The organism is Cellvibrio sp. UBA7671, assembly GCA_002483145.1.
Lineage (GTDB): Bacteria > Pseudomonadota > Gammaproteobacteria > Pseudomonadales > Cellvibrionaceae > Cellvibrio > Cellvibrio fibrivorans.
Genome location: DLHJ01000005.1, coordinates 173,930 through 198,903, shown reverse-complemented (window position 1 = coordinate 198,903; position 24,974 = coordinate 173,930). Strand labels below are relative to the sequence as shown.

Below are 24,974 nucleotides of genomic sequence, written 5' to 3'. Positions count from 1 at the left end.
GTTGCAAAGGGGTTTTGCCAATGTGGGGGCATGATAGGCGAATCGCAATAGCCGTGCAAAATTGTATGGCTCAATGCGCGGTATTGGGTTTGGCTATGTGTTTGTTTCTTGATCGACAAAATACCACTTGGGGGCTATTAACCCGCTTTGGTGCCGAGTGTAGACAGGCGGTTACCCCATTCCTGTGCATTGTGGCTCTTTAGCAATTGCTCAAATGCCGAGGGCGAAAGGGGTTTGGAAAATAAATAACCTTGTAACAAATCCGCGCCATAATCACGGCAGACACGCGCTTGCTCGCGGGTTTCAACTCCTTCAACCACTACGGTTAAGTCCAGGCTTTTGGCAAACACGATCATGGCGCGAAGGATGCGGCAGTCGGCCGCGTTATCGGGCACACCCTGAATAAATTTTCGATCAATTTTGAGCGTGCGCGCTGGTAATTCTTTCAGGTAGGCCATTGAAGAATAGCCAGTACCAAAATCATCGACGGCAATTTCTACACCATAGTCCTGAATTTTTTGCAGGCTCTTTGCGGTGCGCTCCAAATTCTCGATCAATACCGACTCGGTGATTTCGAGGCTTACGCAGCGACCGGGTACACCGGTACTGGCAAGGTCATCAATAATGCCTTGGTATAAATCTTCATCGGTGAGCAGCTGGGCGCAGACGTTAAATTTCATATTGAAGTTATCATCAACCAATCCCTGTGTGCGCCAGTTGGCCAATTGTTTGCAAGCGTTAAAGCGGCTTTTCGAATCTATCTCACTGATTAATCCAATCTCTTCAGCGAGGGTAATAAATTCACTCGGTGGCAAAATGCCACGCTCTGGATGGTCCCAGCGAATTAAACCTTCTGCGCCGCAAATTTCAAAGGTTTGTGCATCTACGATGGGTTGGTAAAACAAAATAAAGTGATCGGTGGGAATCAATGCGCGCAATTCTTTTTCAAGGCGCAGGCGCTCTTGCATTTGCGCTTGCATCAGCGAAGAAAAAAATTGGAAGTTAGCGCGGCCATCTTGCTTGGCGCGATACATAGCCATATCGGCCGCTTTGAGTAGATCGCTGGCGTTTTCACCTGCATCCGGGTAAGCGGCAATACCAATACTGGTTGAAATGGAATGCTCGTTGCTGCCGATCAAAATCGGGCGGCGCAAATCATCGAGAATTCGCTGTGCAAGTTGGCGTACGGATTCTTGCGAATCAAAATTATGTGCGAGAATTGCAAATTCATCGCCACCCAAACGGCAGACAATGTCGCCTGCACGTACCACGTGAAGCAAACGCGTTGCGACTTCTTTTAATACCTGGTCACCAATAATATGGCCGAGGCCATCGTTAATAAATTTAAAGTTATCGAGATCGAGAAATAATAGTGCGAGTTGTTCATTGTGGCGTTTAGCGCGCTGGATGGCAGCGCGCAAGCTCTCATCAAAGTAGTAACGATTGGCGAGGCCAGTGAGCGAATCATTTTCGGCCAATGCGCGTAACCGCTGATGGCTCTCTTGCAGTTGCCGCTCTAGCACATGGCGTGCACGCGCGTGGGTGATGGCGCGGGTTAAATGCTTATGGGCAATTTCGGATTTGAACAAGACATCCTGCGCGCCAGCTTCAATAAATTCGCGCTCCAGATCATCATCGGCACTGGCGCCAGTGAGAATAATAATGGCGGCGTGATGGTGGGGATGTTTATTGAGGAGTTGCAAAACCTCCATGCCATCAATGTCGGGCAGGCGATAGTCGAGCAACACTGCATCAAAATCATTGCTGTCAAATTGGGCAAGACCTTCACTAGCGGAGCAGGCTTGGGCAATAGTGATATCCCATTCCGTTTTTTTGAATGTGCGAATAATGGCTTGCCGGTCAAGTTCGTTGTCGTCGATGAGCAATAGCTTCATGCAGGATACCTCTCCGCCTAAATGTACTTGGTCAACCGCCATTATTTTTCGTTGATGGGCAGTTCAATAACGCGCCAGTAGTGATCTAGCAAACTCACCACTTGCATAAAATCGCTGTCCATTCGCTGTTTTAGCAAGTAGCCGGCAACATGCTCGCGGTAGGCTGCAATAATGTCTTCGTCCGACTTGGAGGTGGTCAGGACGAACACCACCGCGTGGGTTAATTCCGGATCAGCGCGCAGCGCTTCCAAAAACTCCAGGCCGTTCATGCGCGGCATGTTGATATCCAACAATATAATGTAAGGGCTGGGCACTTCGCCATTACGCAATATTTCAAGTGCTTCCATGCCGTCTTTAGCGCGGTAGAGTGGGTTGAGCAATTTGAGTTTATGGAGCGCGCGCCTTAGTGCGGTTGCATCTATATCGTCATCATCGATAATCAGCAAACTGACGGTTTTGAATTCCTGGTTACCGAGCGGGTGAATTTTATCAATCATGGTCCGGTTTCCTTTTGATCGTCTGTGGCCAAGTGAAGGTAAAACGGCAGCCGCGCCCCTCTGAATGTACACTGATCTTGCCGCCGTAGGTTTCCACAATTTTTCTGATCAGCGCCAGCCCCATGCCGCTGCCTTCCAGTTCATCGCGCGGCCTTAATGTTTGGAACATGCCGAACACCCGCTCCTGGAATTTGGTGGGAATCCCAGGGCCGTCGTCGCTAACACTGATCTCATAAAAATCATTATTGAGTCGTCGACCTTCAATACGAATAATCCCCTCATCCAAATCATGGTGCTTGATGGAGTTGGAAAATAAATTACGCAGGATTTGCTCGAAGGGTGTGCTCAGGCTATCGAATACCGGTAAGTTGTCGCCCAGCTCCAAATGAAGGCCTGCTTTGGTGTTTTGGATTTCAAATAATTCTTTTGCCATATGGGCCAGATCGATACGGGTGATGTTGCCATCGATCTTGCCTGCTCGGTAAAAAACCAACATATCATCGAGTAATTTTTCCATTCGCTGAATGCGGTTGCGCAGCATCTGGGTGTGTTTCCCCACTTCTGCAAATTCCTTTTCTGCCAAGTCTTCATCGATCCAGTTAGACAGTTGTGCAATGCCGCGCAGGGGTGATTTCAAATCGTGTGATGCGACATAGGCAAATGTTTCCAATTCTTTATTGGTCTGTTCCAGCCGCTGATTGGATTTCTCCAGTTCTCGTTGATGCTGTTCCAGAAGCTGTGCAGATTTTTTACGTTCATCGATGTTGTGCGCAAACACCTTGAGCGTTTTGGCCATATCACCAATTTCGTGGGGATGGTCATTAAACGGAATCGCGATTTGCGTATCGCCATTTGCAATCGTCAGCATGGCTTGGCGAATTTTTTCCAGCTGCCAACTCAGGCTGCGGGTGATCAATGCTGCAACTAAAATCCCCACGAGCAAAAAACCGACAATCACCACCAGCATTAAATTCGCGGAGTGGTTTTTGGTCAGGATAGCCTGCTCATTCAGTAGACGCATTTGCTCCTGCGCCTCGGCGATCATGCGGTCACATAAATTTTCCAAAATAACGGTTGTATTCTGGATTTGGCTAAGGGCAATGTTTCTATAACCCTCAATATCCCCGGCTTCCAATTGCTGGTGAATATTGTGGATAACGATTTTCCAATCATTAAACAGGGTCTTAAACTGGACAATATCATTTGCTGCCAGCTGTTCGCGCTCAATGATCGCCAGTTCATTGGTAATTTTTAATTCAATTTCTAACAGTATGGCGGGAATATTTTTTTTCCTAATCAGGTCCGGGTTAATTGCCACATCTTTAATAATACGGTTAAGGTTACCAATATCATTTTTAATGCGCAGTGATGCATTGCTCGCTTGGAGTGGTCCTTGGTACAACTTTTGTGAAATCTGTGCAACATTATTGATTTGCAATAACCCGATCGAACCAATACCAATAAATAGCAAACTCATAAAAATAAAACCGGTCACCAAGCGATTAAAAAAATTCAGCCGATTAAATGCTTCAATAGCCGCTGAGTAACGAAGAACAAAAATACCTATCGCGAAACCAACCAGGCTCACTGCGGTTTGTGGTGACATTTTTATGCCCATCCAGATAAAACTGGGGAAAAGCCCAAACTCCTGGCTGAATACGGTGGACACTGCAGTGAAAAAAATCAGCAGACTTAACAGGGTGGCTATTATGCTGCGTGCACCTTCTGTGTATGACCCAAAAAACAAGGTGAATGATGCAAGCAAAAATGCTGCGCTAGTAACGGGTGACATGGGCTGGGTATGAGCGGGTGGTTCGCTGAGTAAAACGATAAACCAGTTAGTCGTATCGAATGGCATACCGGCGATCAAATCTAATAACGTGAGCGCGCCGAGAGCGAACAAAACGAAGCAGCATATGAACAAAAACACAGGTCTTGAACGCAGTATGGCGTATAAACCCAAACCACAAGTGATAATACCTATCGCCGTGTTATAGGTCATGAGTGTTGTGTAGGGGTATATAGACGACAACGTATATGGGGCGTGCCAGGTAATTAGCACACCAATGCCCAGTGCAAGTAAAAAGCCTGAGATTAATATTGGCGGTAAGGGATAGCTATAACCAAAAAACGTAATTCGGTGCATGTCTCGTTCAATCCATAGCCCCTGAGAAATATTCCCTCCAACCATGTTGCTACTGGAGTTTGGCGACGCGAGGGAAAGCACTAACAGACAAGAGTGTAGATGAGCAATTGATAAATACTCTTAAAAAGCTATTTTTCGCAGAAAATAATTAGTGATTTGTATTGGTTATAATGTTGGGTAATAACAGCAGATGGAGAAACGGGTGAGCACAATCGTAGAATCCCCTTGTGTACGCAATTGCTGCTTGAATGAGGCTGATATTTGCGTGGGCTGTTTTCGCACCCTGGAGGAAATTACTCGTTGGAGCGTTGTGGATAATGAGGCAAAAACACAGATCCTGGCTCAGGTGGCCGTACGCAGGTCGCAAGCACGACACAGACCTGATGTAGGGGGCCATGGTGCTGATAAGTAACTGGCACCGGATTTTGCATTCGTTTATTCTTCGCCACGATAAAAATAGCAGCGATTTTGTTATACAACTTTTCGCCATTAGAACTAGACTTGCCCTGAATGCCTGACTTTGTTGATGAGAACTTATATCGTTAACTTGTGAGCCAACAACAATAACAAACTGTTCGATACCTTGGAGCATTTGTCCAAGACTTAGGACCAAACACACCAGTAGAACGCCCATGCAGTCTTTTACAGCATCGCTCAAACTCTGGCTCAGCATGCAATGCCAAATGCTCGGTGGCGTCAGTGCTGCCATGTTGGTGCAAACCACGTTTGGCGTTTCCCCCAAAATTGTCGCCAAATGGCCCAATGCAGCGGCAAATAATGCCACTCTGCGTGAGGCGCTCACGCAGGTATTGGATAAAAAACGCCTGCACCTTGAACCGGATGTTGATGGCCATTTTATTCTTGGTCAGCCACTGGTAATTGACGGTGAACCCTGGGGCGTGTTGCTCCTGCATCTGCAATTAAAAGATAAAAAAGAATTACCCGCCGTATTAAAGAATCTCAAACTCGGCCAATATTGGTTGCAATTTTTATTGCAACAGCCCGACGAGGCTCCGCCTCCAGCTGTTGTACCCATCATTGATAAAAACTCTGCCAGTCCGGCGCTGTTGCAACTCAGTGCCAGTTTATTAAAAGAAAACTCGCTGCAAGAGACTGCAATCAGCTTGGTGAATTTGCTCGCCGGGTTTTTGCAAGCAACGCGCGTTAGCTTGGGCGTGCGCCACGCAAACAATATTGCGCTGGAGGCAATTTCATTTTCCGCCAACTTTGATAAACGCACCCAGGCGATGCAGGCCATTAGTGAAGCCATGGCGGAGGCGCTGGAGCAGGGTGCTGCAATTGATTTTCCTCCTGCACACATTGCCGAACCTGCGCCTGATTCTGAATCGACCTTACCGGTGTTGATCAAACACGCGCACCAGCAATTACAGCAGCAACAGCAACTGCAATCCGTGCACAGTTTACTGGTGCGTAATGGCGATGTGATTATTGGTGTGCTCACCATCGAGCTGGATAAACAGGCGGCGCTGACGAATGACCAGCGCAGCTTTGTGCAGCAAGCTTTGCATTTTGCCGGAACGATTATCGCGTTGCGCCAGCAGGCGGGTGCGAGTGTGTGGCAAGGGTTAAAGCAGCGCACTGCACAGCGGCTGGAGCGCTGGTTTGGTGAAGATTCCTGGCGTGGAAAAATTATCGCGACCTTGCTGCTGATATTGGTTATCGCACTGTTTGTGCCGCTCGACTATCGCGTATCTGCCGACGCGACTTTGCAAACCACCGAAAAATATTTGGTGGTATCACCACAGGATGGCTATTTAGGAAAAATCACTGCGCGCCCGGGCGACAGCGTAAAAAAAGGTGCAGCACTGGCACAATTAAATGATGAGGACTTGCGCCTTGAACGCCAAAAATTGGCGAGCCAGGTGCAGCAGTATCGTCAGGCTTACGACACAGCGCTCGCCAATTCCGATCGTGTAGACGCTGCCATTGCCGATGCACAAATGGATCAAGCCAGCATCCAATTGCGGCTGATTGACCAGCAGTTGGGGCGCACACAATTAATTGCCCCCATGGACGGCATTATCGTTTCGGACGATATTTCGCAAACCCAGGGCGCGCCCGTAAAACAGGGTGATGTGTTATTTGAAATCGCCGCTGCGCAGGGTTTTCTGGTGCAGTTATTTGTTGATGAGCGCGATATTGCCGCTGTGCAATCCGGCCAGGAAGGGCAGGTGAAATTTTCCAGTTTGCCCGGTGATGTTTTTGCCGTGCGTGTAAAAAGCGTTACACCCATCAGCGAAGTGCGTGAGGGACGCAATTATTTCCGTGTGGATGCTGAATTAATTCAGGAATTGGATGTGTTGCGCCCGGGTATGACCGGCACTGGCAAATTAACCGCTGGCCGCCGCGCATTGGGCTGGATCTGGTTCCACGATCTGTGGCATTGGTTGCGGTTGACGCTCTGGTGATCCGCTTATGACTGAATCCCAAGCGTCTAACAGCAATCCCGTCTGGCAGCGGCTGGAATCGCTGCGGCCATCACTGCCGCGCCACATCCATATCCAGCGGCGCGATTACAACGGCGAGCGCTGGTACATCCTGCAAGATAAAAGCAATGGCCGCTTCCATCGCCTCACACCTTCTGCCTGGCGCTTGATCAGTGCGATGGATGGGCGCAATTCGTTGAGCCAAGTGCTTGCCTCAGCGGCGCACGCGGAATTTTATGCGGCGGAAGATGAAATTCCCACGCGCGATGATTTAATTCATCTGCTGCAATATTTGCATGTTGCGGATTTGTTGGTGTGCGATCTGCCACCGAATACGCAGGAATTATTTGCGCGGCGCGAGCAAAAAAAACAACAGCGCTGGCTGCGGTTGTTGATGAATCCTCTCACCTGGAATATCCCGCTCGGCAACCCTGATCGGTTGCTCGATAAATTAATGCCGGTCGCACGTTTGCTCGCATCGCGCCCTATGGGGATTGTGTGGCTGCTCGTGGTTGGCTATGCGCTCTTGCAAGTGGGCGTGCATTGGACACAGCTCACCCAAGGGCATTTGGATCGCGTGTTATCGCCGTCGAATTTATTTTTGCTCTGGTTAACCTATCCCTGTTTTAAAGTGTTGCATGAATTGGGACACGGTTTATTTACCAAAGTCTGGGGCGGGCAAGTCAATGACTGTGGTTTGGTGTTTGTTGTAGGCACACCCTTGCCGTATGTCGATGCGAGCGCAGCGACAGGTTTTCAATCCAAACGCCAGCGGCTGATGGTGGGGGCGGCGGGTATGGCGGTGGAATTATTTTTAGCGGCGCTCGCACTCTTGTTGTGGCTGCAACTACCTAACGGTTTTCTGCGCGATTTTTTATACAACATCATTATTATCGGCGGTGTATCCACGCTATTTTTTAATGGCAATCCGCTCATGCGTTTTGATGGCTATCATCTGCTAACTGATGCATTCGATTTACCCAATCTTGCCACCCGCGCGAATCAGCAGTTCAGTTATTTATTGCGCCGCTATGCCTATGGTTTGAGTGGTGTATTTTCACCGGCAGTGAATTATCGCGAAGCGGTGCTGCTCACGGGCTACAGTGTGGCGGCGTTTGCGTATCGCTTATTTATGTTGTTTTTTATTATTTTGTTAGTGGCGAATTATTTTCCGACACTAGGGTTAGTGATTGGCTGTTGGTTGTTGTTTTTTCAATTGTTGTGGCCTGCACTCAAAGCACTCAATTATTTAATGAGCGATAAACAATTAGCCAGTAAACGTGCACGTGCTCTGGGTGTGACCGGGGCGGGTGTAGCGCTGGCGATTTTGTTGTTGGTCGCTGTCCCTATGCCAATGTCAACGTCCGTTGAAGCTGTGCTGTGGTTGCCGGATGAGGCGCGGGTAAAAGTGGAGTCCAGCGGCGAAGTAGCGCAATTGTTAGTTGTAGATGGCACTACTGTAGAGCAAGGGCAGGAGCTGGTGCGCTTACATAATCCGGTACTAATGGCGAATTTGGCCGTACAACAAGCTCATCTGCGTGAGTATGAAGCCCGCTATCAGCAGGCATGGGTTGAAGACCGCGCCCAAGCGCAATTGTTTGAGCAGGACATCAATGCCATTAAAGCTGAAATCGAATTATTGCAATCCCGCGTAGTTAATCTGGTGGTGCGCAGCCCTTCCAGTGGCATTTTCCGGATTACCCGCCAGTATCATCTGCCTGGTAGTTTCTTGCGGCAGGGCGATGAGTTTGCGCTGATCGAAAAGCCCGATAGCGTGCGTGTTCGCGCTGCGCTCTTGCAAGATGAAATAGGCTTGGTTCGCCAAGCCACAGCGGGAGTTAGTATCAAATTTGCCAGCAATCCGCTGCAGAGTATTGAAGCGGAAATGGCACAGGATATTCCGGTTGCAACCCGGGAGTTACCCAGCCAGGTATTGGGCGCACAGGGTGGTGGGCGATTAGCGGTGGACTCAACCCATCCTTCCGGCACTCGCGTAAAAGAAGAGGTGTTTTTGCTGGATCTGGCCCTGAATGATTTTGTACAGTCCGGTCGTTATGGCGAACGCGCCTATGTGCGCTTCCAGCATCCGGCGGAACCTCTGGCTGCGCAGTGGTACCGCGCATTGCAGCAACTTTTCATACGCCATTTTTCGTAACCTGTTTTTTTTGCACTATAGTAATAAGCAATATGTATTTTTATAGCGCCTTAATATTTTTTAGACGGATGTAGCATGTATAAATTTCCCGGTTTTTCACTACTGATTGCCTTGTTGGGCAGTGAGGCATTTGCGCAGACTCAGGAGCCTGCGCAGCTTAATTGCCGCATTGAGCCCTCCGTCGTGGTGGAAATGAGTAGCGCTGTTGAAGGGGTTATCAGCGAGGTATTGGTCGATAAAAATGATGTAGTCAAAAAAGGTGATGTGGTTGCGCGCCTGGATGCGGGGTTGGAAGCGGCGACCGCAGAATTACGCCGCGTACAATCTGAGTTGACCAGTGATGTTCAGGCCCAACAATTGGCTGTTGAGTTTAGCGAGCGAGCCTTGACTCGGGTAAAAGACTTGTACGAGAAGAAAGCCGCGTCTTTTTCCGAGCTGGACAAACTCAAAACCGAGCATGCAATTGCACAGCAACAGCTGCAACAGGCGCTTGATCGTAAGCGGCAGGCTGAGTTGGAGCATAAGCGTGCGCTGGCCGACTTGCAGCGGCGCACACTGGTTAGCCCTATCGATGGTGTTGTGGTTGAGCGCCTGAAAGAACCGGGTGAGCATATTGATTTTGAGCCGGTACTCAAATTGGCGCAGTTGGATCCCCTGCGTGTGGAAGTGTTTGCGCCTGCAAGCCTCTACGGCAAAGTTAAAGCCGGTATGAAGGCGAGTGTTTTACCGGAGCTGGGTATTGCCGACCGGAGCTATTCCGCTGAAGTGGTCCTGGTTGATCAGGTAATTGATGGGCCGAGCAATACCTTCGGAATTCGTCTGTCATTTCCCAATCCCAATAATCGCCTGCCGAGTGGTTTGAAGTGTAGGGTCAGTTTTGACGGGGTTACCCTGAATTTGCTGGATGCCCGTAGTTTGCCTTAAGGCTATTAAAACCAAATTCTCCTATTTGGTTGGGATATAGATTATTTTTGTATGAGCTGCAGTGTTGTCGAAAAATGTGCCAAAATAACTAATTAGAGTGTTTTTTGAGCAGCTCTGTGCTCTGCCCGACAGAGGCTATGCATAAATAGCGAATTTAATAATAGAGAAAGACGGTTTACCGATACCTGAATTACCTGCTTGGTTTATCAAGGTGTTGCGTTAAATCAGGTTTATGCAGAGGTAAGTACCGCTAGGGTTTGGCGGATGCGCATAAATCACAAGGATGCATTGGTTATTCACCAGTCCTTAAACCCAAACGAAATATTCGAGATTCATGCCCAGACCGCCGCGTCATCGCCGCCCGTTAATCGAAGCCTTAGAGCCGAGATTACTTTTCTCCGCTACGGCGGATATTGCCGTTTTCGATGACGGGGCTTCCGATGGCCAGTATTTGGCGAATGCCGCTGACCAAGTAGATTTAGTCAGCATATATATGCCGTCTGAGCCACTCCTCATGGAAAGCCAGACGACCGATATTGAGCCTCAGGCTGACCTTCCTCTAAGCGAAAACCCTGCTACTACCACGGTAGTATTTGTCGATACGGCCGTAGATGGCTACGAAACCCTGGTCGAGGATATTCGTGCGCGTGTTGATGATGGCTCTGTCGCCATCGTGTATCTGGATTCCACCAAAGACGGTATCGGTCAGATCAGCGATTACCTCGCTGGCGCTTCGGGCATTAGTGCCATCCATGTGATTTCGCACGGCGTGGCCGGCAGCCTCCAGCTCGGCAGTGCAGTAGTCAACGAACAAAATATTGCGCAATACGCCGGGCAAATCGCGGCTTGGAAAGCAGCATTGGGCGAAGACGCCGATATTCTGTTGTATGGCTGCGATCTGGCGGCCAACCAGAGCGGCCTGAATTTTATCCGCCAGTTAAGTGATTTGACCGGTGCGGATGTCGCCGCCAGCAATGATTTGACCGGCAATAGCCGCGTAGATGCGGATTGGGTGTTGGAAGAAAATGTCGGCACGATTGAAACCCGGTCCCTGTTTGCAGCTAACGAGCCGATGGAATGGAAGGGCGCGTTAGCTGATGTCGTTTACATCAATATTGGCGCTGCCAATAACCAGGCGACAATTAGTAGCACTAACAATGTTGGCCAGTCATTTCAATATGGTGGCGGTAACTACACGGTTGACCAAATTGGCATCCAGTTGCTGAAAGATCCAAGTGCGGCGCTACAAACTATTACTGTGGAGCTGCGCAATGATTGGAACGGCGGTGTGATCGCCTCCGCCAGCATTTCGTCTGCCGGTCTTACCGATACCTTCCAATGGGTCAATTTTAATTTTGCCGAGACCAACTTAACCACCTTCACAACCTATTGGATTCGCATCAGCTCAACCGGCACCGATGGGCTGGTAAAGGCGGCTTACGAAATAGGCAACACCTTTAACAATGGCGTATACCTGGAAAACGGCAATGGTGATGCTGGGCGGGAGCTGGCCTTGCGGGTTGCTAATAGTGATGGCATTAATGCTGCGCCTACCGTTGCCAATACCATTCCCAACCAGAGTGTGACTGAAGGGACTGCGCTCAATTACAGCTTTCCCAGTAACACCTTTAATGATTCTGATGGCGACAACCTGAGCTACACCGCCAAGCTCACCGACGGTAGCCCGCTACCAGCGTGGCTGCAATTCAATCAGGCAACCCGCACATTCAGTGGCACCGCCGATGATGGCAATGTGGGGACCCTCAGTATCCGCGTGACCGCTTCCGATGGTAATGGCCAGGCTGTCTTTGATGATTTTGACTTAACGATCAATAACCTCGCTGAAGCACCTTTTGTCGTCAACCCGATTGCCGATCAAGTGGCCTCCGGTTTTACCCCATTTAGTTATCAATTCCCGGCCTTCAACGAGGCCTCGCCGGTTTTTGCCGATCCGGATGTGGGCGGCTCTGTGGTCAGCTACCGCGCAACCCTGGCTGATGGCAGCCCCTTGCCTGGTTGGTTGAGTTTTGATTCGGCCAGCCGCACCTTCAGCGGTACTCCGACCAATGGTGATGCGGGTACTATCACCATCAAGCTGTATGGCACTGACAACACGGGCCTTGAATCGGTAACGCCTGATCAATTCAACATAGTTATCTCGGCAACCGCCAACGACGCCCCGGTCAACACTGTTCCGGGTGCGCAATCGACCAATGAAGACACTGCGTTGGTATTTAACCTAGCCAATGGCAACCGCATCCAAATCGCTGATGCCGATGCACTTTCTGCCAGTGTGCAGGTGACGCTAAGTGTGACGAATGGTGTGCTGACCCTGGGTGGTACGGCAGGATTGTCGTTCACTACGGGCGATGGAAACAATGACGCGACCCTGGTATTTACCGGCACAATCGCCAACATCAATACCGCGCTCGCCACACTCACTTATACACCGACTTCCAACTACAACGGCGCCGATACCTTGAGTATCGTGACCAATGATTTGGGTAACTCAGGCACCGGTGGTGCAAGAAGCGATAGTGACACCGTTGCTATTACGGTTAATGCAGTTAACGACGCGCCGGTGAATACGGTGCCGGGGGCACAGACCGGAACCGAAGATACCGCGCTGGTGTTCAGCGCGGGCAATGGCAACCAAATCCAAATTAACGATACGGACGCCGGTGGCAGCAATCTGCAAGTTACACTCTCGGTGACTAACGGCACTTTGACTTTGGCAGGAACCACAGGGCTTGGCTTTACCACCGGCGATGGCACTGCCGACAGCACCCTGGTTTTTACCGGTACCCGCACAGATATTAACGCGGCCCTGGCAACCCTGATTTTTAACCCCACTGCCAACTACAACGGTGGGGCGGTGCTCTCGCTGACTACCAGCGACCTGGGCAATACCGGTTCAGGTGGCACCTTGACGGATTCTGATACGGTCAACATCACCATCAATGCCGCCAATGATGCACCCACAGTTGCGAATGCGATTGCCAACCAAAATGCCACCGAAGATGCCGCGTTTAATTTTCAATTTGCGGCCAATACGTTTAATGATATCGATGCGGCCACCACGCTGGTCTATTCAGCGCAACTTGCCGGCGGCGGTGCACTGCCGAGCTGGTTAAGTTTTAATGCGGCCACACGTACGTTTAGTGGCACCCCCTTGAATGCCAATGTTGGCACAGTATCCATCGATGTGATCGCAAGCGATGGCAGCGGCGGCACAGTGACCGATACCTTCGATATAGTGGTCGCCAATAGCAATGATGCACCCACGGTCGCCAATGCCATTCCCAATCAAAATGCAACGGAAGATGCGGCTTTTAATTTTCAATTTGCTGCCAACACCTTCGCAGATCAGGATGCAGGCGCGAGCCTGACTTACAGTGCGCAATTGGCGGGTGGTGGCGCCTTGCCTGCATGGTTAACCTTTAACGATGCAACGCGCACTTTTAGTGGCACGCCGGCCAATGGCGATGTCGGCACACTATCGGTCCGCGTGACAGCAAGTGACGGCCTCGGCGGCACAGTGTCTGATACCTTTGATATTGCCATCTCCAACACTAACGATGCGCCAACGGTTGCCAACCCGATTCCCAATCAAAATGCGACCGAAAATGTGTTATTTAATTTCTCGTTTGCGGTCAATACATTTAATGATCAAGACACGGGTGATTCACTCACCTACAGCGCGCAATTGCCAGGTGGTGGCGCACTTCCGGGATGGTTGAGTTTTGATTCAGCGACACGCACATTTAGTGGGACGCCCGCTAATGGTGATGTGGGCAACATCACTATCGAACTCATCGCCAGTGATGGCAGTCTCAGCGTCTCTGATTTTTTTGATATTGCTATTGGTAATACAGATCAGTCACCGTTTTTGGTTACGCCTATCCCCAATCAAAATGCCACGGAAGATGCTGCCTTTAATTTTCAATTTGACATCAATACGTTTGATGACCCTGATGTTGGCGATACGCTCACCTATGCCGCGACTATGGCTGATGGTAGTGCACTCTTGCCATGGTTGAGTTTTGATCCGGTAACCCGCACGTTTTCCGGTACCCCGGCAAATGGTGATGTAGGAACAATTTCCATTAGAGTGACCGCCGCTGATAATGATGGTGGTGCGGTGGCTTCGGATACGTTTGATATTGTTGTCGCCAATACAAACGATGCACCAACAATCGCCAATGCCATTGCTGATCAAAATGCGACGGAAGATTCTGCATTTAATTTTACCTTTGCCGCCAATACCTTTGCCGATCAAGACTCGGGTAATACGCTGACTTACAGCGCACAACTTGCTGGCGGCGGCGCACTGCCTGCGTGGTTAAGTTTTGATTCGGCGACCCGCACGTTTAGCGGCACACCGTTAAATGCCCATGTTGGCACTGTATCGATTGATGTCATTGCAAGTGATGGCAACGGTGGTTCAGTGACAGAAACCTTTGCAATTGTGGTGGCCAATACCAACGACGCACCTACAGTCGATAATGTTATTGGCGATCAAAATGCTACACAAAATGTTGCGTTTAATTTTCAATTTGCCGCCAATACTTTTTCCGATAGTGATGGCAACCCCCTGAGTTATTCCGCACATCTTGCTGGTGGCGGCGCACTGCCGGCGTGGTTAAGTTTTGATTCTGCAACGCGCACCTTTAGCGGTACGCCCGCGAATGGCGATGTGGGAACTCTCTCGATTGATGTGATCGCGAATGATGGCAACGGCGGCACTGTGACCGAGACCTTTGATGTTGTAGTGGCAAACGCAAACGATGCGCCCACCGTGGTTATCACCCCTACGGATTACAACGCCATTGAACAGGTCGCCATTAATTTGCACGGCACAGGTATCAGTGTGGCTGATTTGGATGGTGATGCGTTAACCATCACGCTTACCGGAATACACTCTAATAGCAACCTTGCAGCAACTGTTGGAACGACGGGCGTTGTTGTTGTATCGGGCGTCAATACCAATACCCTGATCCTCAGCGGCACAGCAGCGCAACTCAATGATTTATTTGCGGGAAATAACGGCAGCACGCTTACTTACAGGCTCTCGGGTAATACCCCGGTTGCAAGCGATACACTTACCATAAGCGCGAGCGACGGCAGCCTCTCGGGCAATGATACGGCGACAATTAACATCACGGCAGTAAATGATGGCCCAGCCAATACCGTACCTGGAGCGCAAGCGACCAATGAAGATACGGCGCTGGTGTTCAGTGCCGGTAATGGCAACCAAATCCAGATAGCTGATCTTGATGCGGGCGCCAGCGATCTGGAGGTCACCCTCTCGGTTACCATCGGCACATTGACGCTCGCGGGCGTGGCTGGTTTGACATTTACTACGGGTGATGGAACCGCTGACAGTAGTTTGGTATTTCGCGGAACCCAAGCCAATATTAATGCGGCATTGGCAACGTTAACTTTCAATCCCGCGGCAAATTTTAACGGTGCTGCCGTACTGACTATCACCACTAGCGATCTAGGTAATACAGGTACCGGAGGCACTCTCACCGACTCCGATAATATTAATATCACCGTCAATGCCGCTAATGATGCGCCCACCGTCGCCACACCCATTCCTAACCAGAATGCGACTGAAGATGCTGCTTTTAGCTTTCAATTTGCTGCGGGTGCGTTTGCGGATGCGGATTTAAATGCGCTGACGTATAGCGCACAGCTAGCGGGTGGTGGTGCATTGCCCACGTGGTTAAGTTTTGATGCAGCGACGCGCACGTTTAGCGGCACACCGGTAAATGGCGATGTTGGAACAGTATCGATTGATGTTACGGCAGATGATGGCAATGGTGGAACGGTTACCGATACCTTCAACATCGTCATCGCCAACAGCAATGATGCACCCACCGTGGCAGCCCCTATCGCCAACCAAACGGCAGCCGATGGCGTGGCCTTTAATTTCCAATTTGGTCCGGGTGTTTTTGCCGATGTAGATACGGGCGACACACTCAGTTATTCCGCCCAATTGAATGGCGGTGGAGCACTGCCCGCCTGGCTCACCTTTGATGCTGCCACCCGCACCTTTAGCGGTGTTCCGGCCACCGGCGATGTGGGGGTATTGACGATTGATGTCACCGCCAGCGATGGCAATGGCGGTACGGTTACCGATACTTTTACACTCACCGTCAACAGCTTGCCCGATACTGAATATATCGATACGGGTAGTGGCGGTGCATTTGTGCCCGTATCTACCGGCAATCTGGTTGGTCAGTCTTTTTCTTATAACAGTGTCGGTGCGACTTACACAGTCAATGAAGTTAGCCTGTACCTCGCACGTTACGATGCTGCAGTGCTGCAAACTATCACGGTTGAACTGCGCGATGCGTGGAATGGTGCCATTTTAGCGAGCGACTCGATTCTTTCTTCGCAAATCAGCCGCGATGGTTTTGATTGGCATACCTTCAGCTTTGCCGATGTGGCACTCAATGACCAGCAGACCTATGTTATTCAGGTCAGCAGCACCGGCAGTGATGATTTGGTGATCGTATCGCGCATTGCCGGTAATACCTTTGCCGACGGTACAATGATTGAAAACGGTGTACCCGATGCCGCCGGTTGGGATCTGGCTTTTAAAGTCGCCAAAGATGATGGAAGTAACGGTGCGCCGGTGGCGGATAACCCCATCGCCGACCAGACTCTGGATGCCGAAGTGCCATTCAACCTGGTAGTGCCCGCGAATACATTTTCTGACCCGGACGCCAACGACACCATCAGTTATCGCGCACAATTGGCAGGTGGCGGCAGCCTTGGTTGGTTGACGTTTAACGAAGCCACCAACACCTTCGCTGGTACACCACACTGGCATCAGGCGGGCACCATGACGGTGGAGCTGATCGCGACTGACAACCACGGTGCCTCTACGTCGACTTTCTTTGATATTGAAGTCATCAACACCAACACTGCACCTACAGTGGCCAATCCGATCCCTGATCAATTGGTGAACGAAGACTCACCCCTAAACTTCCAATTTGCCGCCAATACTTTTGGCGATGTGGATGTGGGTAATACCTTCACTTACAGCGCTGAGCTGGCAGTAGTGGGCGGCTTGCCACCATGGCTCAGTTTTGATGCAACAACCCGTACTTTTAGTGGCACACCAGCCAATGGCGATGTGGGTACCTGGACGGTTGAAGTCACTGCTAATGATGGTTTTGGCGGTGAAGTAATTGATACGTTTGTGATCACCGTTGCCAATACCAACGATGCGCCGACCTTGGCAAACCCCATTCCCGACCGCACTGCTATAGAAGATACAGCGTTCAATTTCCAATTTGCCGCCAACACCTTTGCCGATGTGGATGTGGGCACCAGCTTTACCTATACCGCTCAACTGGTCGGCGGTGCACCTTTGCCCGCATGGTTGAGTTTTGACAGCGCCACGCGTACTTTCAGCGGTACCCCGGCTGAGGGTGATGTGGGTACCATCGCCATAGAAGTGATTGCCAATGACGGTGCGGGCAGCACAATTTCCGATAGCTTCGATATCGTCATCACCAATAGCAATGATGCTCCCATCATTGCTAACAACATTCCCGACCAAAATGCAGCAGAAGATGCAGTATTTAATTTCCAATTTGCGGCCAATACCTTTACTGATGCGGATCCAGGCGCAAGCCTCACGTATTCGGCGCAGATGGCTGGTGGGGGCTCTTTACCTGGTTGGCTCAGTTTTAATGCCGCAACCCGCACATTTAGTGGTACACCGACCAATTCAGATCTGGGTACACTCACCATCGCACTCACTGCTAGCGATGGTTTGGGTGGTACGGTTAGGGAGACCTTCGACATAGTGGTTGCCAATTCCAATGATGCTCCCATAGTTGCTTTTCCGATTGCCGACCAAAACGCCACGGAAAATACGGCATTCAGCTTTACGTTTGGCGCCAATGTATTTGCTGACGAGGACGCGGGCGATACCTTGTCCTTCAGCGCCCAGTTAGTGGGTGGCGCACCTTTACCAGCATGGTTACTTTTTGATGCAGCGACGCGCACCTTCAGTGGCACGCCCGCCGCCGCTGATGCCGGCACTTTGGCCATTCAAATTACTGCCAGCGATGGCAATGGTGGCAGCATTGCCGAGAGTTTTAATCTCACTATTAGCAATCTGCCGGTCAATGCACCGCCGTTTGTGCAAAATGCGCTTGCTGATCAGCTTGCTGCTGAAGATTCACCTTTTCAATTCACCTTGCCAGCGGCGACCTTTGTCGATCCTGAAGGCGACTTGCTCATTTACTCCGCCCAGCTAGCAGGTGGGGGCGCTTTGCCTGCATGGCTGAGCTTTGATTCTGCGAGCGGCACTTTCAGTGGCACACCTGCGGCGGGCGACCTGGGCAATATCACCGTGCTGGTAACGGCGAGCGATGGCAATGGCGGTTCCGCCAGCGACAGTTTTGCCATTACCGTGACTAACACCAACGATGCCCCGCAACTGGTTAACCCAATCCCTAACCAAAATGCGACAGAAGACATCGCCTTCGTTTTTCAATTCAACAGCAACACCTTTGCGGATGAAGATCCGGGCGCTAGTCTCACTTACAGCGCACAACTGGTCGGCGGAGGTGCATTGCCGGCTTGGCTGAGTTTTGACAACGCGACCCGCACGTTCAGTGGCATCCCTGCGCAGGGGGATACCGGCAATTTGATACTTCAGGTTGTCGCCAGCGATGGTGTTGCTACCGCCGTGGCGCAATTCCAACTTATGGTAGCCGCAGTGAACGATGCCCCCCAAACAACCGGCATCGCGGCGATCAATAATCTGGAAGATGCTGCAGGTGACCAGGTCGATTTATGGGCGGCGTTTAGCGATCAGGAAACCGTCAGCCGCGATCTGGCGTTTTCCGTTGTCGGCAATAGCAATCCCGGTTTGGTTAGTACCATTAGCATCGACCCGGCTACTGGCCAACTGCAATTGCGCTATGGCGCCAACCAATTTGGCAGCGCCGATTTAGTGGTGCGCGCGCAGGATCAGCAGGGGGCCTGGGTAGAAACCTTGGTGCGCGTCAATATCGCGCCGGTAAACGATGTGCCGGTATCCAGCGGTATTGGCGATATTAGGGTTCAGGCAGGCGCCGCTCCCCAGCAGATGAATCTGCAGACAGTGTTTAACGATGTTGAAAACGGTAGGGCGTTAGTCTGGACTTTGGTGGACAACAGCAATAGTGCAGTTGCCACCAGCGTTCAAATTGATCCTGCAACAGGCATGATGACACTGGCGTTTTCATCCCAAACCGGTGGTGATTCCACCATAACCCTGCGCGCGCAAGACGGCGAGGGTGCCTGGGTGGAGACCCGCTTTAAAGTGACCGTGACGGCGCTGGATATCGTTACTCCACCCCCTGTTACCCCGCCGGTAGAGCCGCCCAGTCCGCCGGTAGTTCCACCCGTAGTTCCGCCGGTAGTACCTCCAGCACCACCTACCGCGGAGGTGCCAGATGACGGTGACAATAACCCTGGTGAGCTACCCAACCTGGGTGGTAACGGTGACACAGGAATTACACCACCCGGGATACCGGACCAACCTTTAGTGGTAGATACTGGCGATAACGAGCGCCCTGATACTGGCTACAAAGATAAATCCAGCCGCGATATAGAGCGTGCTGAAGAGATGCTCAGCGACGGTAATATTCCACTGACGACTCTAACTGCGTCGCCCAATCTGGCCAGTCTGATTGCACCTGACGCCGGTTTTGCTCCTTGGGAAGAGGCTGATTTTGACAATGAAGTGCGCCGCCTGCGCGCGCAAATGGATGAAGCCATGTTGGAAGAACAAGACCGTAAAGCCGTTGTCGCGGGCCTTACGTTCTCGGTGACAACCGGTTTGCTGGTTTGGTCTTTGCGCGCGAGCAGTCTATTGTTAACCATGATGTCGATGCTGCCGCTCTGGCGCGGGCTTGATCCATTGCCAATTCTCGATGAAGTTAACAAAAAGAAAAAAGAGTTGGAGCAACAGCGTAAAGATCGTGAGCGCGAAGACAAAAGTGCAAAAGAAGTGGGTTATTTGTTTGATCACGCCCAGAAAAAAGAATCGCGCCCATAACCCACAACTAGCGCAGTTGGTCATCATAAACACAAAAGGAATCAAGGCGAGACGATGTTTGGTTTTACTCCTGCAGTTCGGTTAAGTTTGGGATTGGTAGTATTGACCGTCTCCATTTTGATCCTCGCGCAAGCGATAGGGTTAACTCCAGGTGCTGAGCGGCAACAACTGGATGTGCGCAAACGTTTGACAGAAACGCTGGCATCGCAAGTGGGCGTTGCGATCATGCGCGGTGATGAAATTTTGCTGCAATATTTGTTGGAGTCCTCGGTCGAGCGCAATCCGGAAATTGAATCCGCAGGGGTCAGACGCAACGACGGAATTGTGGTATCACAAACCAAATTGCACGCTCAAAAATGGGCCAAAGCAAAAGCGCACGAATCCACACCTACCCACGTTCGTTTTCCGATCATGATCAACGGCGCCAAACGTGCCGAGTTTGAAATCACATTTGAACCGCTGATGAGCGACAGTCATCCGATTTTTGGAATACCGACGTTTATCCTGCTGGTAATATTTGTCTCGCTCAGTGGTTTTGTTGGCTTTTGGTATTACATCAAACGCGCACTGAAACATCTGGACCCCAGTGCAGTTGTGCCCGCGCGGGTGCGAAACGCGTTGAATATTCTTGCCGAAGGTGTATTGATTCTGGATAGGCGAGAGCAGATTGTGCTGGTCAACACTGCGCTGATGGAGCATTTGCAGCGCACCGAGCAATCATTGGTTGGTAAAAAGGCCAGCAACCTCGGCTGGTTTCTCGATCCTAATCAAGAAACGCGTGATTACCCTTGGTTGACGGCGATTAATACCGGCGTAAAACAAACCGGGGTGCGAGTGTTATTGCCGACCAGTGATGAAAAAGACAAAATTTTTCATGTGAATGCCGTACCGATCCTCGATGGCAAAGGGTCAAGCCAAGGCACCATTGCCGTGTTTGAAGATATTACCGAATTGGAAACCAAAAGCCGTTTGCTAGAGGAGATGATCCAACAGCTCGCGGCGACGCAAGTGGCGATTGAAAGCAAAAATAAAGAGCTGACTTACTTAGCCACACGCGATCCGCTCACCAATTGTTTTAACCGCCGCGCACTCTACGAACATCTCGATGGCAAGTTCGATGGCGCGCGCACCTCCGATGCCGAGTTCAGTTGTATTATGGCCGACATCGATTTCTTCAAAAAAGTGAACGATACCTACGGCCATGCGGCAGGCGATGAAGTGATTAAGATGGCTGCCAATAGTCTGCGCGAGGTCGTGCGCGATATGGATATGGTGGCGCGATTTGGTGGTGAAGAGTTTTGCGTGATTTTACCGGGCGCACCGCTGGAGCAGGCGCAGATGATCGCCGAGCGCTGCCGCGAAAAAATCGCCGCAAAAGATACCAATGGCATCAAAGTGACCGGCAGTTTCGGCGTGACCTCAATTCGTATGGGGGCAAGTTCGGCGACCCAACTGATCCAGCAGGCGGATGAAGCACTCTATTACTCCAAACAGCACGGCCGCAATCAGGTCACCTGTTGGAAGCCGGGTATGGAAAGCCTTATCGCCGAGACCCAACATTAAGTTTAAGGTACTCATCTAGATAAAAACTTGCGCGCAATTCGACCAGCAAACCCGCTCCTTAGCGGGTTTTTTGCTTCATTTCACCGCAGAGTGATCTTGCCGGTGGTAAATCTGCCGCCAGTAATTACAATAGCCCTCATTTGCCCTTCACCATGCAAGAACGACTCGGGATACTCCATTGAAATCAGTGACTCCACAACGCCGCGCGCCCGCTTCAGAGCAAACCTCCAATTTATTGGTGCGCCTGTTAAAAGAGGGTGCACTTATCGGCTTGGGTGCCGTGTGCCTCTATTTGTTGATCGCCATGATCAGTTACGACCCGAATGATCCAGGCTGGTCCAAAACTGGCGATAACACTATTGTCCAAAATGCCGGTGGGCCTTTTGGTGCCTGGATCGCTGATGTGTTCTTTTCGTTGTGTGGCTATCTCGCCTATTTATTTCCGGTGATGATTGCCTACCGCGCCTGGTTGGTATTGAAAGACCGCACCCGTGAAGGCGGTATCGATTGGTTGTTTTTCGGTTTGCGTGCGGTAGGGTTAATACTGGTGATGGTGGCGGGCGCAGGTATCGCAGCCATGCATTACAGTGACGGCGCCTCGGCACTACCTTATTCTAATGGTGGGCTTTTGGGCGCTGCGGTATCCGACGGTGTTTTCGGCGCATTTAATTACACCGGTGGAACCCTGCTATTGCTCACCCTGTTTCTGGTGGGCATGACGATTTTTACTGATCTTTCATGGTTAAAACTCGCGGAAGATATAGGCCGCTGGACCAGTATCGGTATCGCGCGCGCGCTGGAAAAATGGCAAGTGTATAAGCGCGAGCGCGCGGAAAAACAAATCGCCGTCAAAGCCCAAGAGCATCGCCGTGAAGTGGTGGTGCAGCATGCTAAGGTGGAAGCCAAGCGCCAGGCGCCGGTGATTATCGAAGAGCCCGTCAAAAAGAAACCCGCGCCCAGCCCGCGTATCGAGAAAGAAAAACAACCATCGCTATTTGAATCACTGGAGCCGGCGGTCGGGCAATTGCCGCCGTTGAGTTTGCTTGATCCGGCTGATAAGCGTAGCGACAAGGGCTACTCCAAAGAGTCGTTGGAAGCTATGTCGCGCATGCTGGAATTGAAGCTCAAGGATTTTGGTATCGATATTGAAGTGGTATCGGTACAACCTGGCCCGGTGGTTACCCGTTTTGAAATCCAGCCAGCGCCTGGTATTAAAGCCAGCCGCATCTCCGGCCTCGCAAAAGATTTGGCGCGCTCACTCGCGGTAGTCTCGGTGCGGGTAGTGGAAGTTATCCCCGGTAAATCGGTAATGGGTGTTGAAATTCCCAATGCGCATCGCGAAATGGTGCGTTTGTCCGAGGTGCTTTCTTCAGAAGTCTACGATAATGCCAAATCGCCACTGACCATGGCATTAGGACACGATATTTCCGGCGAGCCCATTGTTGCCGATCTCGCCAAAATGCCGCACTTGCTGGTAGCTGGTACGACCGGTTCGGGTAAGTCCGTGGGCGTCAACGTGATGTTGCTCAGTCTGCTGTATAAATCAACGCCTAAAGAAGTGCGCCTGATATTGGTTGACCCCAAAATGCTGGAGCTTTCGGTCTATGAAGGTATCCCACATTTGCTCACCCCCGTTATCACCGATATGAAAGATGCCTCTAACGGCCTGCGTTGGTGTGTGGGTGAGATGGAACGCCGCTACAAGCTGATGTCAGCGCTGGGCGTGCGGAACCTTGCCGGTTACAACCGCAAGGTTGAAGATGCAATCAAGGCGGGTGAGCCGATTAAAGATCCGCTGTTCAAGCCGGAAGAGAATTTTGATCCGGGCGCCGAAGTAGCGACTGCGCCGGATTTGGCGGAGCTGCCGTTTATTGTGGTAGTGATCGACGAATTTGCCGACATGATGATGATTGTCGATAAGAAAAAAGTGGAGCAGCTGATCGCCCGTATCGCGCAAAAAGCCCGTGCGGCGGGTATCCATTTGATTCTCGCTACGCAGCGTCCTTCTGTAGATATCATCACCGGTTTGATTAAAGCCAACGTGCCTACGCGCATAGCGTTCCAGGTATCGTCCAAAATTGACTCGCGTACCATCCTTGACCAGGGTGGGGCAGACCAGTTGCTGGGCCATGGCGATATGCTCTATCTGCCATCAGGAACCAGCGTGCCCATCCGTGTACACGGCGCTTTTGTTGACGACCATGAAGTGCATAAAGTAGTGGCCGATTGGAAAAAACGCGGTGCACCGCAATATATCGACGGCATCACCGATGATGACAACAACTCCATTCCCGTACCTGGCTTACCTAGCGAAGGTGGTGAAGATAGCGATGGTGAAACCGATGCACTTTACGATGAGGCGGTGCAGTTTGTGATTGAATCGCGCAAGGCTTCGATCTCGTCGGTGCAGCGAAAATTGCGCATCGGCTATAACCGTGCGGCGCGCTTGATTGAAACCATGGAGGCGGCGGGCGTAGTTTCCTCCGCAGGCCACAACGGCAATCGCGAAGTATTGGTCGGCGGCGGGCGCGATTAGCGTTTTATTTTTATCAACTGAACTGTTTATCTCAGGTTCATCGCCACTCGCTAGGATCTACTGTAGTGCGATAGTGCACACAATCAAAACTCATATCCGGATTTTTTATGAAGATGTTTTCCCGTTTTTTGACTAGCTGTTTATTAGTAGCTTCCGTTGTCGTCCATGCTGCCGACGACCAAGCCGCCGCACAATTGCGCAAACAACTCGATGCAATGAACACCTTGCAGGGCGATTTTGTTCAAACCACCTACGATAAAAAAGGTGCAGAACAAGAGACCAGCAGTGGCAATTTTATGCTGATGCGCCCCGGCAAGTTTTATTGGAAAACCCTGGAACCTATGCAACAACTGCTGGTATCCAATAACAAAACGATTTGGCTCTACGACCCGGATCTGGAAACCGTCAACGAACGCGCCTTCACTGATGACCTGCGCGAAACACCCGCTTTATTGTTAAGTTCTGATATCGAACAACTGCGCAAAAGTTTTACCGTCACCCGCGATGAAAAAGACACGTCTGCCGAAAAATATACACTGACTCCCAAAGTCACCGATGGCATGTTCCAACATTTAACGTTGGTATTTAAAGCGAATCAGCTTACCGAATTTGCAATTCAAGACAGTCTCGGCCAACTCACTCGCTGCGTATTAACCAATGTGCAGCGCAACAAAACCCTGCCGGAAGAAAAGTTTTTCTTTATTCCGCCCGAGGGTGTTGAAATTCTAAAAGACTAAGC

11 protein-coding genes are annotated in these 24,974 nt (G+C 50.8%); 8 read left to right on the top strand and 3 right to left on the bottom strand.

Features of this window, described 5'->3' with window-relative positions; translation table 11 throughout:
• Positions 1 to 137: 137 nt before the first annotated feature.
• From B4E62_RS07200 to B4E62_RS07190, 3 genes are read right to left on the bottom strand one after another with little or no spacing between them, the layout of a single operon-like run.
• Entirely contained in the window at positions 138 to 1,895 is a 1,758-nt protein-coding gene (locus tag B4E62_RS07200; protein WP_331351608.1) for a putative bifunctional diguanylate cyclase/phosphodiesterase, read from the bottom strand.
• Positions 1,896 to 1,936: 41 nt separating this feature from the next.
• A complete protein-coding gene (locus B4E62_RS07195) occupies positions 1,937 to 2,392 on the bottom strand; it encodes a response regulator (protein WP_331351607.1) in 456 nt (151 codons plus the stop codon).
• Entirely contained in the window at positions 2,385 to 4,295 is a 1,911-nt protein-coding gene (locus tag B4E62_RS07190; RefSeq protein WP_331351606.1) for a sensor histidine kinase, read from the bottom strand. The genes B4E62_RS07195 and B4E62_RS07190 overlap by 8 nt, the downstream gene beginning before the upstream one ends.
• A gap of 433 nt (positions 4,296 to 4,728) precedes the next feature.
• Here B4E62_RS07190 and B4E62_RS07185 point away from each other — a divergent pair, with 433 nt between their 5' ends.
• From B4E62_RS07185 to lolA, 8 genes are all read left to right on the top strand, one after another.
• Entirely contained in the window at positions 4,729 to 4,950 is a 222-nt protein-coding gene (locus tag B4E62_RS07185) for a DUF1289 domain-containing protein (RefSeq protein WP_331351605.1), read from the top strand.
• A gap of 220 nt (positions 4,951 to 5,170) precedes the next feature.
• Positions 5,171 to 6,967, top strand: coding sequence for an efflux RND transporter periplasmic adaptor subunit (locus tag B4E62_RS07180; protein WP_331351604.1), 1,797 nt, complete (start codon positions 5,171 to 5,173; stop codon positions 6,965 to 6,967).
• A 7-nt stretch (positions 6,968 to 6,974) separates the two neighbouring features.
• Positions 6,975 to 9,140: an efflux RND transporter periplasmic adaptor subunit gene (locus B4E62_RS07175; RefSeq protein WP_331351603.1), complete on the top strand. Its 2,166-nt coding sequence runs from the start codon at positions 6,975 to 6,977 to the stop codon at positions 9,138 to 9,140.
• A gap of 75 nt (positions 9,141 to 9,215) precedes the next feature.
• The gene (locus tag B4E62_RS07170; RefSeq protein WP_310073689.1) at positions 9,216 to 10,064 is read left to right on the top strand and encodes an efflux RND transporter periplasmic adaptor subunit; all 849 of its coding nucleotides are present in this window, start codon (positions 9,216 to 9,218) and stop codon (positions 10,062 to 10,064) included.
• Positions 10,065 to 10,398: 334 nt separating this feature from the next.
• Positions 10,399 to 20,136 carry a putative Ig domain-containing protein gene (locus B4E62_RS07165; protein ID WP_331351602.1) on the top strand — a complete coding sequence of 3,246 codons (9,738 nt, stop codon included), beginning with the start codon at positions 10,399 to 10,401 and terminating at the stop codon, positions 20,134 to 20,136.
• A gap of 54 nt (positions 20,137 to 20,190) precedes the next feature.
• Entirely contained in the window at positions 20,191 to 21,699 is a 1,509-nt protein-coding gene (locus B4E62_RS07160; protein WP_331351601.1) for a sensor domain-containing diguanylate cyclase, read from the top strand.
• Between the two features lie 178 nt (positions 21,700 to 21,877).
• The gene (locus B4E62_RS07155; RefSeq protein WP_310073692.1) at positions 21,878 to 24,235 is read left to right on the top strand and encodes a DNA translocase FtsK; all 2,358 of its coding nucleotides are present in this window, start codon (positions 21,878 to 21,880) and stop codon (positions 24,233 to 24,235) included.
• Between the two features lie 107 nt (positions 24,236 to 24,342).
• The gene (gene lolA / locus B4E62_RS07150; protein ID WP_331351600.1) at positions 24,343 to 24,972 is read left to right on the top strand and encodes an outer membrane lipoprotein chaperone LolA; all 630 of its coding nucleotides are present in this window, start codon (positions 24,343 to 24,345) and stop codon (positions 24,970 to 24,972) included.
• Positions 24,973 to 24,974: the final 2 nt, after the last annotated feature.

Coding starts and splice junctions, on each gene's coding strand:
- B4E62_RS07180 (WP_331351604.1), top strand. CDS start 5,171: ATGCAGTCTTTTACAGCATCGCTCAAACTCTGGCTCAGCATGCAATGC.
- B4E62_RS07185 (WP_331351605.1), top strand. CDS start 4,729: ATGGAGAAACGGGTGAGCACAATCGTAGAATCCCCTTGTGTACGCAAT.
- B4E62_RS07195 (WP_331351607.1), bottom strand. CDS start 2,392: ATGATTGATAAAATTCACCCGCTCGGTAACCAGGAATTCAAAACCGTC.
- lolA (WP_331351600.1), top strand. CDS start 24,343: ATGAAGATGTTTTCCCGTTTTTTGACTAGCTGTTTATTAGTAGCTTCC.
- B4E62_RS07175 (WP_331351603.1), top strand. CDS start 6,975: ATGACTGAATCCCAAGCGTCTAACAGCAATCCCGTCTGGCAGCGGCTG.
- B4E62_RS07200 (WP_331351608.1), bottom strand. CDS start 1,895: ATGAAGCTATTGCTCATCGACGACAACGAACTTGACCGGCAAGCCATT.
- B4E62_RS07170 (WP_310073689.1), top strand. CDS start 9,216: ATGTATAAATTTCCCGGTTTTTCACTACTGATTGCCTTGTTGGGCAGT.
- B4E62_RS07160 (WP_331351601.1), top strand. CDS start 20,191: ATGTTTGGTTTTACTCCTGCAGTTCGGTTAAGTTTGGGATTGGTAGTA.
- B4E62_RS07165 (WP_331351602.1), top strand. CDS start 10,399: ATGCCCAGACCGCCGCGTCATCGCCGCCCGTTAATCGAAGCCTTAGAG.